Genomic DNA, 15,040 nt, shown 5'->3' on the forward strand with positions numbered 1-15,040 from the left:
CCACATCGATCGATGAGCGGGGCAGATACACCGGTTAATACGCCGCCACGCCCCTCGGCTCTCCAGCGACCCCGGACCGACAGAACCGCCACCATGACTCACCCGACTCAGACCATCTCCCTGGTACTTGGCAGCGGCGGCGCCCGTGGCCTCGCGCAGATCGGCGTCATCCGCTGGCTGGAAGAACACTCGGACTACCAGATCCGTTCCATTGCCGGCGCCTCCATGGGGGCGGTCGTGGGCGGTATCTACGCCGCCGGTCAGCTGGATGCCTATGAAGACTGGGTCCGGACCCTGCGGCGACAGGACGTCTGGCGGCTGCTCGATTTTTCCTTTCGCGGTACTGGACTGATCCGGGGCGAGCGCCTGATCGAAAAGCTGCGCGACATGCTGGGCGACACCGATATTGAACAGCTCCCGGTGTCGTTCACCGCCGTGGCCACGGATATCGAGCGCGAGCGCGAAGTCTGGCTGAACTCCGGTTCGCTGTTCGATACCATCCGCGCATCGATCGCCATCCCCACCGTATTCACGCCCGTGCGGCATCAGGGGCGGCTGCTGGTAGACGGCGCCCTGCTCAACCCCGTGCCCGTCGCCCCCACCCTGAACGACAACACCGACCGCACCCTGGCAGTCAGCCTGAACGGCCGTATCGGCCACGATCTGATTCGGCCGGAACGCACCCGGGAACCCCCCTCGTCCTCGACCCAACCCGGCAACAGCGCCCAGGTCGGCCCCCGCATCACCGGCGCCCTGCCCGAGCGCGTCGGCAGCTGGCTGCAGGACTGGCAGGACCGACTGGGCCTGGGCGAGACCGACCCCAACCTGAGCGCCGAACAGGAGGCCCGTGCACTCGGCCTGATCGACATCGTCTCGCACTCCATCGAAGCCATGCAGGGCAGCATCGCGCGCTTTCGCATTGCCGCGTACAACCCGGATCACCTGATCGAAGTACCGGTCAACGCCTGCGGCGTATTCGACTTCCATCGCGCCGCCGAAATGATCGACCTCGGCTACCAACTCGCCGACCACACCCTGAACCCGCACCCCACCCCCAGACCGTAGGAGCCTGCTTGCAGGCGAAGCCCCGGTTACGTCCGACGCGGGCAGGGGCTTCGCCTGCAAGCAGGCTCCTACGGCGCGGGGGTAAGGGCGCCCGGGTCGTCATCCCGGCAACCGCGCAGCGGATATCCGGGATCTCGGGCACCGGGGCATGACCGACGCCGGAGATCCCGGCTCTTTGCTACGCTGCGGCCGGGATGACCGCGCATTTGCGAAAGCCAAGGGCGTACGCCTCCGTTCTCTGCCAGAGGGGCTACGAGCAAAACGACGCACGTCTTCATGCTCTTCCGGCACGCTCCCGAGAACAAGGCGGGTATCGCCTTTCGCTCGAATACCCGCACCGAGCCCCCGTACCCCTCGTGAGAGCCTGCTTGCAGGCGAATGCCTTGCCAGAGTCCGACTCGGGCCAGGGCCTCGCCTGCAAGCAGGCTCCTGCGGGGTTGTGGAAGGGGTCAGTGTCGGAAGTGCACGAACAGGCGGCCGTGGTTTTTCGAGTCCTTCTCCACGCGGTGGTAGCACGCCTTGATCTCGGGCTGCTGCAAAAACCGCAGGACACGTTTCTTCAACTGCCCGCTGCCCTTGCCGTGGATGATCTCCACGGTCTTGATGCGCCGCGCGCAGGCCTGCTCGATCGCGCCGTTCAGTTCGGCGTCGATGCGGCGCCCGTTGCGAAAACACTCGTGCAGGTCAATCGACAACCGCGACATTGCCGGGGCGCCGGGCTCAGTTCACCGTAACCACGATACAGCGCGCCAGCTGCTGCACCTTGTGCGACACGCTCCCGGAAAGCAGGCCCTGCAGTCCGCCCAGCCCGCGTGACCCCATCACCACCATGTCCACATCGTGGTACTCGGCCTGTTGCAGGATCACCTTGGCCGGCGAACCATCCTCGATGTGGTGCTCGATATCGGTGACACCCAGCTCGGTGAAATATTCATGCGCCTGTTCCACCAGCTTCCTGGCGATATCCCGCAGCACCCGCGGCGGTACTGCCGAGCCCACCGCGGCGCCGCCTAACGCCACGGGCGGATCATCCGGGTCGGTCAGATCCGAAAGGTTGCGGATATGGGGCGGCACCTCGCCCTGCAGCAACACACTGACCAGCACCACTCGAGCGTGGTACTTGGCCGCCAGGTCCGCGGCCACCTCTACGGCACGCCAGGCGTTGGCAGAGCCGTCCACCGGCACCAACAAGGTCTTCAGTTCCATACCGCGCTCCTTTTTTCACCCGTGGGACCCGCCCGGACCCGGCCGGTTCCGTCGCCGCCCAGACTGCCAGACTCACCCGCAGCGCGCACGAAGAATCGCGTCCCCATCCCCAGCCCGGACGCGCCCGGACAGGCACAAACAAACGCGCACCCCCACCCGCATCACGAGCGGCCTGGCAACGGCCGCGAACGACAAACAGGACAAATTGTCGGTGCGATATGATCCAGATCAAGACCCCACCGGCACCGAACGGTTACAAAGGTGCCGGATGTGCATCTCAAGGCCCGTATGAATCTACAAATGAACGAACCACTGCCCGGTTTCGACCGGCCGCTGGACGTCCTTCGCACCTATCACCGGCGCCTGCTGGGCTGCCTGGAAACGCTGGAACACCTGCAAACGCATATCCACATTCATGGCTCCGATGCCAGAGCCCAGGCCACCGCTCAGCGACTGCTGAAGTGCTTCCACGCCTCCGCAACGTATAGCCATGCCGACAAGAACGAAGACCTGTTCCCTCGGCTCAAGCACCTGGGTAACCATCCCGGCCGCTACACCCGCCTGCCCGACTGGCTGGACCATCTCGCTGCGGAGCACGAGAGCCTGAAACAAGGCTGGTCCCGGCTGGAACCCGCCCTCCTCGACATCGCCGAAGGGCACGATGCCTCGCTGGACGGAACCGCCGAATGGATCACCCAGTACCGCCGGCACCTGACCATTGAAGAAGAGTCCTTGCTACCGCTGGCCGAACAGCTGCTGGACGCCGACCAACGCCGTGCCATCGGCCAGTCCATGGCCCGCCGACGTGAGGTGGAGCTGCATCCGGCTGGCTGATTTCCAAAACCGGGACAGATTTATTTTCCGGCAAAACCGCCGCGCTCCCGGCCCTGCACCCGCCGGACGGACAAGAACCCGCCCCCCCTTTGATCGGCGCGTGTTGACCCCGCCAGGCGAAGCCGCCACGGTAGAACTTCGAATCTCCGGAATGCGCCGAACGAGAGGTCCCTCGTGGATGATGCCCTGACACTTGGAGGCGTGTTCATGGTGGTCGCCGTGTTCATGCTGATCTTCGCCACGGCCCCGGCCGTGCGCAAATGGCGACGCACGACCGCGGCCACGCCGATCAAGATCGGTACGGGCCTGCGCAGCGGGCAGCAGCGCGTAGCCATCGAGGGGCGCGCCGAAAAACTGCAGGCACTCCTCACATCCCCCATGCAGAAGGCGGACTGCCTCGCCTACCAGTACAAGGTCGAAGAAAGGCAAAGGAACCGGCGCCGCACGAACTGGGCCACCATCCAGGAAACGGCTGCGGCGGTGCCCTTTCGGGTAGACGACACAACCGGGCGGATTCAGGTGCACCCGGGCGACACGCCCTTGCTCGATTTGAGTCAGCGCCGGACACGAGACATCACCCGGGGGGACTCCAGCAACGGCCCCCTGCGCATCGGCCAAACGCGCCACCGCCATACGGAAAGCCGACTCGACCCCGACGACTTCTGCTGCGTAGTCGGCCAGGCGACCAGCACGGCGGATGGATTCATGATCAAGCCCGTCAGCCAGGACGACCCGGTCATCATCGCGGACATCCCGTACCGCCGGCTGCGCCGCAAGATGCTGAGGATGGCCATACTGATCACGCTGATTTCGCTCGTTCTCGGTGGCTTCGGGATCGCATTGCTGCTGGAGCATTTCGGTCTGGTCGATACCCCGTTCGAGCCATAGGCCTCGCGCCCGGTCCACCCGTTCGGCCCACCGGCCGCCGCCCGGCTCCAAAAAAAACGCCCGGGATATCACCCCGGGCGTTGGACCAGCAGACCGGCAAACGCGGCCGTATTCGGGCCGTGATTAGCGCTGATACGACTCCAGATCGAAGCGGTCCGCATTCATCACCTTGGTCCAGGCCTTCACGAAGTCCTGCACGAACTTCGACTCGTTGTCATCCTGAGCGTACACCTCGGCATAACTGCGCAGGATGGAGTTGGAGCCGAACACCAGGTCGATGCGGGTAGCCGTCCACTTCACCTGATCGCTCTTGCGCTCGCGCACCTCGTACACGCCGTTGTCCGCAGGCTTCCAGGCGTAGGCCATGTCAGTCAGGTTCACGAAGAAGTCATTCGTCAACTGGCCTTCCCGGTCGGTGAACACACCGTGCTTGCTGCCACCAAAGTTGGTGCCCAGCACGCGCATCCCGCCGATCAGCACCGTCATCTCCGGCGCCGTCAGGCCCATCAACTGGGCGCGATCGAGCAGCATCTCCTCCGGTTTGACCACGTAGTCCTTCTTCTGCCAGTTGCGGAAGCCATCCGCCAGCGGCTCCAGCGGCGCGAACGAGTCGGCATCCGTCATCTCCGCGCGGGCGTCGCCACGGCCCGGGATGAACGGCACCCGGATATCATGCCCCGCCGCGCGCGCAGCCTGCTCGACCCCCACGCTACCGCCCAGCACGATCAGATCGGCCACGCTGGCACCGGTCTCGGCGGAGAGCTGCTCGTAGACCTTGAGCACACGCGCCAGACGCTCGGGCTCGTTGCCCTCCCAGTCCTTCTGCGGCGCCAGACGGATGTGGGCGCCATTGGCACCACCGCGCATGTCGGAGCCGCGGAAGGTCCGGGCGCTGTCCCAGGCCGTGCTGACCAGCTCGGCGATACTCAGACCACTCGCGGCGATCTTCTGCCGGGTGGCCTCCACGCTGTAGTCGGTGTTGCCAGCCGGCACCGGGTCCTGCCAGATCAGGTCCTCCTGTGGCGCCTCCGGACCGATGTAGCGCGTCTTTGGCCCCAGGTCGCGGTGGGTCAGCTTGAACCAGGCACGGGCGAAGCAGTCGCGGAAGTATTCCGGGTCCGCCATGAACCGCTCGCAGATGGCCCGGTACTTCGGGTCCATCTTCATCGACATGTCGGCATCGGTCATGATCGGGTTATGCCGTTTGGAGGGGTCGCTGGCATCAAGCGGCTTGTCCGCCTCCTTCATGTCCACTGGCTCCCACTGCCAGGCGCCGGCCGGGCTCTTCTTCAGCTCCCACTCGTAGCCGAACAGCAGATCGAAGTAGCCCATGTCGAACTCAGTCGGGTTCGTAGTCCAGGCCCCTTCAATACCGGAGGACACCGCGTTGGCCGCCTTGCCCTGCATGTGCGGGTTGTGCCAGCCGAAGCCCTGCTCCTCGACATCGGCCCCTTCGGGCGCCGGCCCCAACGCTGCGGCATCACCGTTGCCATGGCACTTGCCCACGGTATGCCCGCCCGCGGTCAGCGCCACGGTCTCCTCGTCGTTCATCGCCATGCGCGCAAAGGTCTCGCGGACCTGCTGGCCGGTCTTGATCGGATCGGGCTTGCCGTTCACGCCCTCCGGGTTCACGTAGATCAGACCCATCTGCACTGCCGCCAGCGGATTCTCCATGGTGTCCGGCTTGTCCACATCGCCGTAGCGCGCATCGGAGGGCGCCAGCCACTCCTTCTCCGCACCCCAGTAGATATCCTTCTCCGGGTGCCAGATGTCCTCGCGCCCCAAGGAGAAACCGAACGCCGGCAGCCCCATGTTCTCGTAAGCCACGGTGCCGGCCAGGATGATCAGATCCGCCCAGCTGATCCGGTTCCCGTACTTCTTCTTGATCGGCCACAGCAGCCGCCGCGCCTTGTCCAGGCTTACGTTGTCCGGCCAGCTATTCAGCGGCGCAAAGCGCTGGTTGCCGGTGCCACCACCGCCACGGCCGTCCGCAATGCGATAGGTCCCCGCTGCGTGCCAGGCCATGCGGATCATCAGACCGCCATAGTGGCCCCAGTCCGCCGGCCACCAGTCCTGGCTGTCCGTCAGGAGCGCGTGCAAGTCCTTCTTCAATGCATCGAAATCGAGATTCCTGACCGCCTCGCGATAGTTGAAACCCTCACCCATCGGATCCGTCTTGCGATCGTGCTGATGCAGGATGTCCAGGTTCAACGAATCCGGCCACCACTCCGTCACGGAGTGCCCCGATGTTGTCTGACCGCCGTGCATGACCGGGCATTTATCCATGTTCTGATGCTCACCCATATCCGTTCTCCATTTCGCTGCGTTCAGCTTGCTTGCGTATCAGGGCATGCGCCGCCTGTCGCGGGCCTTGCCTCGAGAGGGCTCCCGTCGCTGTCATCACCGGCCTTGCCCGGCCCGACGACGGATCGCCCGTCTGTCATGGAAGGTAGGCCACGGCGACCATTGGCGCCAGTTAATATTTGCCATCCCTCCAATAGCCATGCTCTATCGGTGCACCGCCGTCCCGCACCACACATCCAGCGCCGAACGTCCACATCTCCGCGCCAACCCGAGCCAACCCACTCACCCCAACCGCGACCCACAGCCAAACACGACAATCCCGCCCCAAATCGGTAAGGTCACAATAAAAAACCAATGGAAAGCCCCTGCATGGATGGACTCGCGGCCCGCCCGGCCCACGCCGAAGAATCCGGCCCCGCGCCGATTGCCGCGCCGGAGCAGGTCGAGGCCTTCCTCGACCGCTGGCGCGAAGCCGGCGGCAGCGAGCGCGCGAACTACCAGCTGTTCCTGACCGAGCTGTGCAAACTGCTGGGCCTGCCCCAGCCCGACCCGGCCAGCGACGACACCCGCGACAACGCCTACGTGTTCGAGCGCCGCGTCACCATCCGCAACCCGGACGGCAGCGAGAACCGCGGCTACATCGACCTCTACCGCCGCGGCTGCTTCGTGCTGGAGGCCAAGCAGACCGGCAAGGGCCTGCACACCCAGGGCTGGGACAAGGCCATGCTCGCCGCGCAGAACCAGGCCGACCAGTACGTGCGCGCCCTGCCGGAAGACGAAGGCCGCCCGCCGTTCATCGTGGTCACCGATGTCGGCCGCAGCCTCGAGCTCTACGCCGAGTTCTCCCGCTCCGGCGGCACCTACGTCCCCTACCCGGACCCGAGCCGCCACCGCATCCGCCTGGAAGATCTGCGCGACCCCGAGATTCAGCAGCGCCTGCACCACCTGTGGCTGGCGCCCGACCAGCTCGACGCCAGCAAACACGCCGCCCGCGTCACCCGCGAGGTCAGCGCGCGCCTGGCCGAACTGGCCAAATCCCTGGAACAGCAGGGCTTTGATGTCGAGCGCGTGGCCCACTTCCTCAAGCGCTGCCTGTTCACCATGTTCAGCGAGGACGTCGAACTCCTGCCCAGAGGCAGCTTCACTACCCTGCTGGAACGCCTGCAGCAAAACCCCGAACACTTCCCCGACGCCATGCGCTCGCTGTGGGAGACGATGAACACCGGCGGCTATGAAGGCCAGCTGATGCACAAGGTGCAGCGCTTCAACGGTGGCCTGTTCCAGAACATCGACCCCATACCGCTCAACGCCGACCAGATCGGCCTGCTCATCCAGGCCGGCAAGGCCGACTGGCGCTTCGTCGAACCCGCCATCTTCGGCACCCTGCTGGAACGCGCGCTGGACCCGCGCGAACGCCACAAGCTCGGCGCCCACTACACCCCGCGCGCCTACGTGGAACGCCTGGTCATGCCCACGCTCATCGAGCCCCTGCGCGCCGAATGGAACACCGTGCAGGTCGCCGCCGAGGCCTGGCTGCAGCAGAACAAGCACGACAAGGCCCTGGACGAACTGCACCGCTTCCACCAGCGCCTGCGCGAAGTCCGCGTGCTGGACCCCGCCTGCGGCTCCGGCAACTTCCTCTACGTGGCGCTGGAACACCTCAAGCGCCTGGAAGGCGAAGTGCTCAACCTCATCCGCGACCTCAGCGCCGGCCAGGCCACCTTCGACACCGAAGGCCTCACCGTCGACCCGCACCAGTTCCTCGGCCTGGAAATCAACCCGCGCGCCGCCGCCATCGCCGAAATCGTGCTGTGGATCGGCTACCTGCAATGGCACTACCGCCTGCACGGCCGCCTCAGCCTGCCCGAACCCATCCTGCGCGACTTCCACAACATCGAATGCCGCGACGCGCTGATCGACTTTGATGCCCGCGAACCCATGACCGACGACCACGGCCAGCCCGTAACCATCTGGGACGGCATCAGCTACAAGAAAAGCCCCGTCACCGGCGAACTCATCCCCGACGAGACCGCCCGCACCCCCGTCTACCACTACAGCAACCCGCGCCGCACCGAATGGCCCGAAGCCGACTACATCGTCGGCAACCCGCCGTTTATCGGCGCCGCCACCATGCGCCGCGCACTGGGCGACGGCTACGTGGACGCCGTGCGCAAGGTCTTCAAAGGCATCGTCCCGGACTCCGCCGACTTCGTCATGTACTGGTGGCACATCGCCGCCGAGAAGGTCCGCAAGGGCGAGGCCCGACGCTTCGGGTTCATCACCACCAACAGCCTGCGCCAGACTTTCAACCGCCGCGTGCTCGAACCGCACCTGAACGACAGCAAGAAGCCGCTGTCGCTCGCCTTCGGTACCCCCGACCACCCGTGGGTGGACAGCACCGACGGCGCCGCCGTACGCATTGCGATGACCGTGGGTGCAGCCGGAGACCAGCCCGGCGTACTCCGCCATGTCGTCAACGAACGCGATACGGACGACGACGCTCGCACCGTGGAACTGAGCCACAGGGCAGGGAAACTTTTCGCGGACCTGACGATTGGAGCCAACGTGGCAGGCGCCATCACCCTGCAAGCCAATCAGGGCATCAGCAGCCCTGGCGTGAAGCTGCACGGCGCTGGCTTCATCGTGTCGCCGGACGAGGCAGCGGAACTCGGTTTGGGCAAAACGGCCCAAACCGCCAGCGTCATCCGCGAGTACCGCAACGGGCGGGACCTCACACAGCGACCACGCGGCGTCATGGTCATCGACCTGTTCGGCCTCTCCGCCGACGAGGTAAAGGACCAATTCCCCACGATCTATCAGTGGCTGCTTGAGCGAGTAAAACCCGAACGAGACGCCAAGGGCCACACCAGGGACGGCGCCGGGTATGCCAAATTCTGGTGGCTTTTCGGAAAACCACGCCAAGAATTGCGCCTGATGCTCGAGGGGCTCCCCCGGTACATCGCTACCGTGGAGACCACCAAGCATCGCGTCTTCCAGTTCCTCGACGCGGACATCCTGCCCGACAACATGCTGGTGAACATCGCCATCGACCGCCCTTCAAGCTTGGGTGTGCTCTCCAGCCGAATTCATGTTTCCTGGGCCCTGGCGATGGGCGGTACCTTGGAAGACCGTCCTCGCTACAACAAGACCCGCTGCTTCGAGACCTTCCCCTTCCCGGCACTCGACGACCACCAGGCCGCCACCATCGGCGGCCTCGCCGAACGCATCGACGCCCACCGCAAGGCGCGCCAGACCGAACACCCGGACCTCACCCTCACCGGCATGTACAACGTGCTGGAAAAACTGCGCGCCGAAGAACCGCTGACCGCCAAGGAACGTACCACCCACGAACAGGGCCTCGTCTCCCTGCTGCGCGAACTGCACGACGACCTCGACCGCGCCGTCTTCGACGCCTACGGCTGGAACGACCTCGCCGACCCCCTCGTCGGCCGCCCCGGCGCCACCACCCCGCTGCCGGACAAGCCCGCCGACCAGGCCGAAGCCGAAGAAGAACTCCTCAGCCGCCTCGTCGCCCTCAACGCCGAACGCGCCGCCGAAGAAGCCCAGGGCCACATCCGCTGGCTACGCCCCGACTACCAGGCCCCCGAAGCCACCCAGACCACCGCCACACTGGAAGCCAAACCCGAGGCCGCCGCCGAGACCCCGACCGCACCGGCCCAAAAGCCCACCTGGCCCAAAACCATGCCCGACCAAGTCGAAGCCGTCCGCCGCCTCCTCGCCATCGGCCCCCAAACCACAGACGCCCTAGCCAGCCACTTCAAGCGCAAACCTACCAAGTCGATCACCCAAGTCCTCGCCGCCCTCCAAATCCTCGGCCAGGCCACCACCGACAACGACCACTGGCGCCTGACATGACAATCGCCCAGCAGCATCAAGGGCTCACCGCTCGACCATGGCCCCAAACCGGATCGACAGCCGCAGGAGATAACCCCGCGCTAAAAACCACCAGGGCCACGCATCCGTCTAATTTCAGCTCCTTTTCTTCCACTGGACAGCCAGTCCAATCTTTAACCGAACACGCGCGCACGTTCATCCGATATCCACGCGCGCTATCTAGTCACTGCTAGGCTACAAGGAGAACAATATGGCAAATGAAAATGTTCGCGCAGTGTATTTTCCATACTGCATACAAAAACAAGAAGATGGTTCGTGGCTTCTCCTTAACAGAAACTACAAGCCTGTCGGTTTTAATACTGGCGACTGGATAACCTACAGTGATTTCCCGGTTTCAATGAAGGTAAAGGGGCTTGGGCCAGACACACTACGCAAGCTCTCCTGCCATGATGAGGAGCCCGGTGATCGTGTGTATCTCTACAACGACGGAACAGTCCCGACTGGAGACGCAAAGGCGATGGCCGCGTATCTAAAGAGGCTAGAGATCCTGCTCAATCTGGAGTCGGCCTAACCATCGGCTCCATGCGACCGGCAAAAGCGCCGTTTTTTTCAATGTTCTTTTTATCGCTCAGTGCGCCGCTTTTACGGTCGCATGAGCCCAAACGTTAGGCCCATAGAGGATTCGGAAATTTGCGCATGATCGGAACATGGATATCGGTTATCGGATCTATAGCATCGATTGGTGGTGCGATATGGGCTTTTGTCGAAGCTCGCAAGTCCTCAACGGCGGCTACCAAAGCGGAAAACGTAAGGGACGAAATTGTTGGTCGTAGAAAGCTGATCGAGGTGTCCCAAGTTCATGCCGAGACTGCTCGCATTCTAAAGGTCGTATCGACAGTCGGCCCTGCTTGCAACCCCTCTCTCCTTAGGGGGGTAAATTGCGGGTCAATCGCAAAGGAAGTTGAAGAATACTCACGATACATAAATGAGCATAGCTCTCATTTTAACGAGTTTTTCAAAAATAAAGCCAAAGAGCTTTCTCTGGATTTGCATACCGATATTGAGGCCCTTTCTGCGGCCAAATCTTTTGACGAGAAAAAGGCCGCCGGGAAAAGCATTTATTACAAAATCGATAGCTTTATGCCATTTGTAAAAGAACCCTCAGACGAACGAAAAGAAAACGTCTCGATAAGCTAACGGATTTACATTATGAAAATTACAGACGGTGAAAAATTAATCCTGATAATGCTCAGCGAAATCTACGATAAGCTTGGCGTTGATGGTGAAGTGGAGCCTGACTTTGTCCGCTCCGCAATTTTCTCTGACAATACCTGGAGTATTCCTTGGAAGTACGTGGGCATACCGTTTGAGGAACAAGACACTCCGGAAATTGTGAAAGAAGTTCTTGATATTCTCGATATGTGGAGCATGATTGAAAGAGGCTACGATCAATTATCGCAAGAGGAACAAGAATGGGTTGAAACGAAAGCAGCACCGTTTGGCAAAAATCCAAAATTTCCTGGCTTTGATGGTAATAATGAATCTGAGTATATGGGGACAGCATCATTCTTAGTTAATGACTTGAATCGGTTTGAGCAGTTTAAGGGGCGGAACTTTAATTCCCATTGCCCATCGATCGAATCATATAGGCGAATGCTTACAGTGTTTAAACCAATTTTGAGAAATCTCGATTTCCAACCACTTTCTCCACAAGATATAGTGGATCTTCTCAAGGAACAGATACATCCCGAGAATAGGTAGGGAAGGGAAAAACGGGGACAGATTTATTTTCTCTGCCAAGAAGAGCAATAGGACAACCAGCTTTGATGGAATGACGGGGTCGGACCACAGTAACCATATGAATTGCAGATGATTATCGTCCCCTGAAAGCTTGTTCAACGCCTTAAAGCGCCCATTTCAACGCTGAAATCGGCTGCTGGGGGCGCCGGGCGGAAAGCGTGTAAGGGGACGACCGAGAGGCTGTACGGCTCAACTCAGGAGATTGGATGATTCTTAAGGAGAAGGACGGCCCAAGCGGCCAGGATGAACGCTCGAAGGCCGGGCACCAGCAGGAACAGGACGTAGCGTTCTACCTGCGGCGCGAATTTGGCGACGATGAGACCGTGCGGATCATCAACGACCTGCGCATCGAGCATAACGGGGAGCGCGCACAGGTCGATCACCTGGTGGTGCACCCCTATGGGCTGGTCATCATCGAGTCAAAGAGCATCTATGGCGAGGTGAAGGTGAACGGCCATGGGGAGTGGTCGCGTAGCTACCGCGGCGACTGGTACGGCATGCCCTCGCCTGTGCGGCAGGCGGAGCTGCAAGAGGCGCTGGTCAAGGATCTCCTTCGCCAGAACGTGGAGAAGTTTCTGGGACGACTGCTGGGCCTCCAGACTCAGATTGGCGGACGTGACTGGAGGACGCTCTGCGCCGTATCCAGCAGCGCGATCCTGCATCGCGATGAGATGCCCCGTGCGATCGCGAACCGCGTGGTCAAGAGCGAGTTCGTCGCGGAGAAGGTACGCGAACTGGTCGGCTCACGGGCCAAGGGGCTGGTGACGGCCCGGCCGAGATTCAGCCAAAAGGAAATCGAAGGCATCGGCGACTTCCTGCTCCAAAGCCACCTCGGGCCAAGCGCGAATACTTCGGCCGTGGCCGAGCCGGCCCCGCGTGTCCAGGAGCCGCCCGTTTCCACCAAGTCCGAGCCGGCACCAAACTCGCAGCGACCGTCGACGCCGGAACCGCAGCCCACCCAAGCCGCACCCTCACCGGCTACGAGCCCGAGTCAGGCTTCCACCCTCGCCTGCAAGAAATGCGGCGAGCAAGACAAGCTGACCGGCATGTACGGCAAATACGGCTACTACGTGCGCTGCGACTCCTGCGGCACGAACACCTCAATGAAGGTCCCCTGCCCTTCCTGCCAGTCGCGCAAGGTCCGAGTGACCAAATCCGGTACAACCTACACCAGCGCCTGCCAGGACTGCGCCCACGAGTGGGTGGTGTTTGAGCAGCCAACCACCCCCGGCAACTAGACACGGAAACCGCACGGCATCGGCCAAGCCTGCCCCGGCAGGAACCGACATACAGCTTCCGTTAAAGGATACGACCACAATTCGCCATGAGCACCGACCAAACAGCACTCCAGAGACTGGAGCATATTGACTTTCGATCCGCCGGGACCTGGTCGCTTGAAGACGGCAAAGCCCGATGCACGCTCACAGATTGGAAATGACGGGGTCGGACCACGGTAAGACATTGTAGAAAATGGACTTTCGGGCGCTCAAAGGCGATTTGTGAGCCTTAGACCATGGATTTCGCCCCTGAAATGGGGCCTTCACGCACTCTGGACAATCCCGTCGGCCTCGGCGTCTAGCCTTGGCTTTTGCCTGTGCGCGCCCGAGCGGAGGGATAGGTCGGCTCGCATCACAGCGTGTCGTAATGGCCGCCGATCGCGAAGATATAGATGGCTTGATCGTCGAAGCGGTAGATCAGGCGATCCCGGGCGGAAAGACGTCGGGACCAGAAGCCCGAGAGGGAATGACGCAGGGGCTCTGGCTTGCCAGTACCTGTGGCCGGATCGTTTCGGAGCATTTCCTTTAGGATGCGGCGTAGGGCGCGATGCAGCTTTGGGTCGCGCTCTCGGAGCGTTTCGTAAGTGGCCCAGGTATTACCCTCGAATACCAGTGATCTCATCCATCTCCTCTTCCGTGGGACGGTAGCCGTCTCCCTTCCGATGGGTGGCAGCCGAGTCGGCGATCTGCTGCATCAAGCTGGAGTTCTGGAGGACATAGAGCGTTTCCTGCTCACGTTCCCAGTCGTCCGCGCTCATCACCACGAAGGCCTCACCCGCGCGCCGTGTGACCTTGAGCGGGGTGTGCGTGGAAACTGCTTCTTCCACGAATGCCTTCAGGTTCTCACGAAACCGGTTGACGCTAACTGTTTCCATGGTTGCCCCCAACCGTACGGTAACTCCGTACGAATATAGACCGATTGTTGGGGTGGTTCAATCGTTACCCGAAGAGGACTTCCATCTTGTTTACATGCCGCAGCAGCCCCTCCTCCCGCAGGAGCCCAGCCCTTCGAGCGACGGGGCGCTGGATACGCCCTATCGGCGAGAGGGCTCGCCTCCTACAGGAGCGCTTCGGGGTCTACCTTTGGATTTCGCAGGCCGGCCGAGACCCCGGATAACCGCTTTGCGGTTTCCGGGATGGCGCTCAAACGCCACGAAACGTGAGCGGAGGTCTGGTGGCGGCCTAGTTCTTGTTCGACGTACCACCAGGGAGGTGCAGCAGGCGTTCGCTTCGCCAGACGCAGACAACCCTCACCCGATCGGTATCACGCCGGTAAACGACGCGGAACGGTGGATGGACGAGCTCTCGCAGGAACGGCTGGTCGAATTCGGGCACTACCCTGCCGATGTCGGGGTGTTCGTTCAGGGCCTGGACTCGTTGGAAAATCTCCTGCACCAGCCTCTGTCCGACCTCCGGCACACCTTGCTCCGAGTACCACTCCTGCATCAGCTCGAGATCGCGCAGGGCGGATTCGGCAAACGTGATCGTAATGCCGGGCATATTGCTAGTGCCCCTTAACAATAGTTCGCAGTATTATTGAGGCGCTCGCTTACACGGGCGATGGAGGCGATGATCTGGTCGGCGGTTTTGCGCCAGATGAACGGTCGGGGTTCATCGTTGTATGTCTCCAGGTATTCGCGGATGGAATCCTCGAGTTCCCGAGTGCTGCGATGCGAACCGCGTTTGATCCAGCGTTCCGAGATGAGCGCGAAGAAGCGTTCAACCAAGTTGATCCATGACGCCGAGGTGGGCGTGAAGTGCACATGGTAACGCGGCCGCGCAGCGAACCACGCACGCACTTTTTCGGTTTT

14 protein-coding genes and 1 pseudogene are annotated in these 15,040 nt (G+C 62.2%); 8 read left to right on the forward strand and 7 right to left on the reverse strand.

What is annotated here, in order from left to right:
- Window positions 1-93: 93 nt before the first annotated feature.
- A complete protein-coding gene (locus G332_RS0107675) occupies window positions 94-1,065 on the forward strand; it encodes a patatin-like phospholipase family protein (RefSeq protein WP_019626413.1) in 972 nt (323 codons plus the stop codon).
- Between the two features lie 449 nt (window positions 1,066-1,514).
- Here the strand turns inward: G332_RS0107675 and G332_RS0107680 are convergent, their stop codons facing one another.
- The gene (locus tag G332_RS0107680; protein ID WP_019626414.1) at window positions 1,515-1,769 is read right to left on the reverse strand and encodes a Smr/MutS family protein; all 255 of its coding nucleotides are present in this window, start codon (window positions 1,767-1,769) and stop codon (window positions 1,515-1,517) included.
- Between the two features lie 16 nt (window positions 1,770-1,785).
- A complete protein-coding gene (locus G332_RS0107685; RefSeq protein ID WP_019626415.1) occupies window positions 1,786-2,271 on the reverse strand; it encodes a universal stress protein in 486 nt (161 codons plus the stop codon).
- Window positions 2,272-2,559: 288 nt separating this feature from the next.
- On the opposite strand from G332_RS0107685, the gene G332_RS0107690 reads away from it, so the two are divergent.
- Together G332_RS0107690 and G332_RS13080 are read left to right on the forward strand one after the other, a co-directional pair.
- Entirely contained in the window at window positions 2,560-3,105 is a 546-nt protein-coding gene (locus tag G332_RS0107690; protein ID WP_026340700.1) for a hemerythrin domain-containing protein, read from the forward strand.
- Window positions 3,106-3,279: 174 nt separating this feature from the next.
- Window positions 3,280-3,993 carry a GIDE domain-containing protein gene (locus G332_RS13080; protein ID WP_019626417.1) on the forward strand — a complete coding sequence of 238 codons (714 nt, stop codon included), beginning with the start codon at window positions 3,280-3,282 and terminating at the stop codon, window positions 3,991-3,993.
- Window positions 3,994-4,116: 123 nt separating this feature from the next.
- On the opposite strand, the gene katG is transcribed toward G332_RS13080, so the two are convergent.
- A complete protein-coding gene (katG, locus tag G332_RS0107700) occupies window positions 4,117-6,297 on the reverse strand; it encodes a catalase/peroxidase HPI (protein WP_019626418.1) in 2,181 nt (726 codons plus the stop codon).
- A 369-nt stretch (window positions 6,298-6,666) separates the two neighbouring features.
- Between katG and G332_RS0107705 the strand changes: the two genes are divergently transcribed.
- The 5 genes from G332_RS0107705 (at window position 6,667) to G332_RS0107715 (ending at window position 13,190) form a co-directional block, all read left to right on the forward strand.
- Window positions 6,667-10,173: a DNA methyltransferase gene (locus tag G332_RS0107705; RefSeq protein ID WP_019626419.1), complete on the forward strand. Its 3,507-nt coding sequence runs from the start codon at window positions 6,667-6,669 to the stop codon at window positions 10,171-10,173.
- A gap of 229 nt (window positions 10,174-10,402) precedes the next feature.
- Window positions 10,403-10,723 (forward strand): hypothetical protein, encoded by a 321-nt coding sequence (locus tag G332_RS13515; RefSeq protein WP_156000793.1) that lies wholly within the window; start codon window positions 10,403-10,405, stop codon window positions 10,721-10,723.
- A 125-nt stretch (window positions 10,724-10,848) separates the two neighbouring features.
- Window positions 10,849-11,349, forward strand: a complete 501-nt coding sequence (locus tag G332_RS13520) for a hypothetical protein (protein ID WP_156000795.1) — start codon at window positions 10,849-10,851, stop codon at window positions 11,347-11,349.
- A gap of 12 nt (window positions 11,350-11,361) precedes the next feature.
- On the forward strand, window positions 11,362-11,913 hold the full coding sequence (locus tag G332_RS13270; protein WP_081619779.1) for a YfbU family protein: 552 nt from the start codon (window positions 11,362-11,364) through the stop codon (window positions 11,911-11,913).
- A gap of 245 nt (window positions 11,914-12,158) precedes the next feature.
- Window positions 12,159-13,190, forward strand: a complete 1,032-nt coding sequence (locus tag G332_RS0107715; protein WP_019626421.1) for a nuclease-related domain-containing protein — start codon at window positions 12,159-12,161, stop codon at window positions 13,188-13,190.
- A 391-nt stretch (window positions 13,191-13,581) separates the two neighbouring features.
- On the opposite strand, the gene G332_RS13275 is transcribed toward G332_RS0107715, so the two are convergent.
- The 4 genes and pseudogenes from G332_RS13275 to G332_RS0107735 all read right to left on the reverse strand — a co-directional run.
- Window positions 13,582-13,851 carry a Txe/YoeB family addiction module toxin gene (locus G332_RS13275; protein ID WP_081619780.1) on the reverse strand — a complete coding sequence of 90 codons (270 nt, stop codon included), beginning with the start codon at window positions 13,849-13,851 and terminating at the stop codon, window positions 13,582-13,584.
- Complete coding sequence (locus G332_RS0107725; protein WP_019626422.1) at window positions 13,826-14,104, reverse strand: type II toxin-antitoxin system Phd/YefM family antitoxin; 279 nt, start codon at window positions 14,102-14,104, stop codon at window positions 13,826-13,828. The genes G332_RS13275 and G332_RS0107725 overlap by 26 nt, the downstream gene beginning before the upstream one ends.
- Before the next feature lie 307 nt (window positions 14,105-14,411).
- The gene (locus G332_RS0107730; protein ID WP_019626423.1) at window positions 14,412-14,729 is read right to left on the reverse strand and encodes a type II toxin-antitoxin system RelE/ParE family toxin; all 318 of its coding nucleotides are present in this window, start codon (window positions 14,727-14,729) and stop codon (window positions 14,412-14,414) included.
- A gap of 14 nt (window positions 14,730-14,743) precedes the next feature.
- Window positions 14,744-15,040 (reverse strand): annotated as a pseudogene (locus G332_RS0107735) (IS630 family transposase); the annotation flags it as partial.

It is taken from the genome of Thioalkalivibrio sp. ALJT (assembly GCF_000381825.1).
Taxonomy (GTDB): Bacteria; Pseudomonadota; Gammaproteobacteria; order Ectothiorhodospirales; family Ectothiorhodospiraceae; genus Thioalkalivibrio.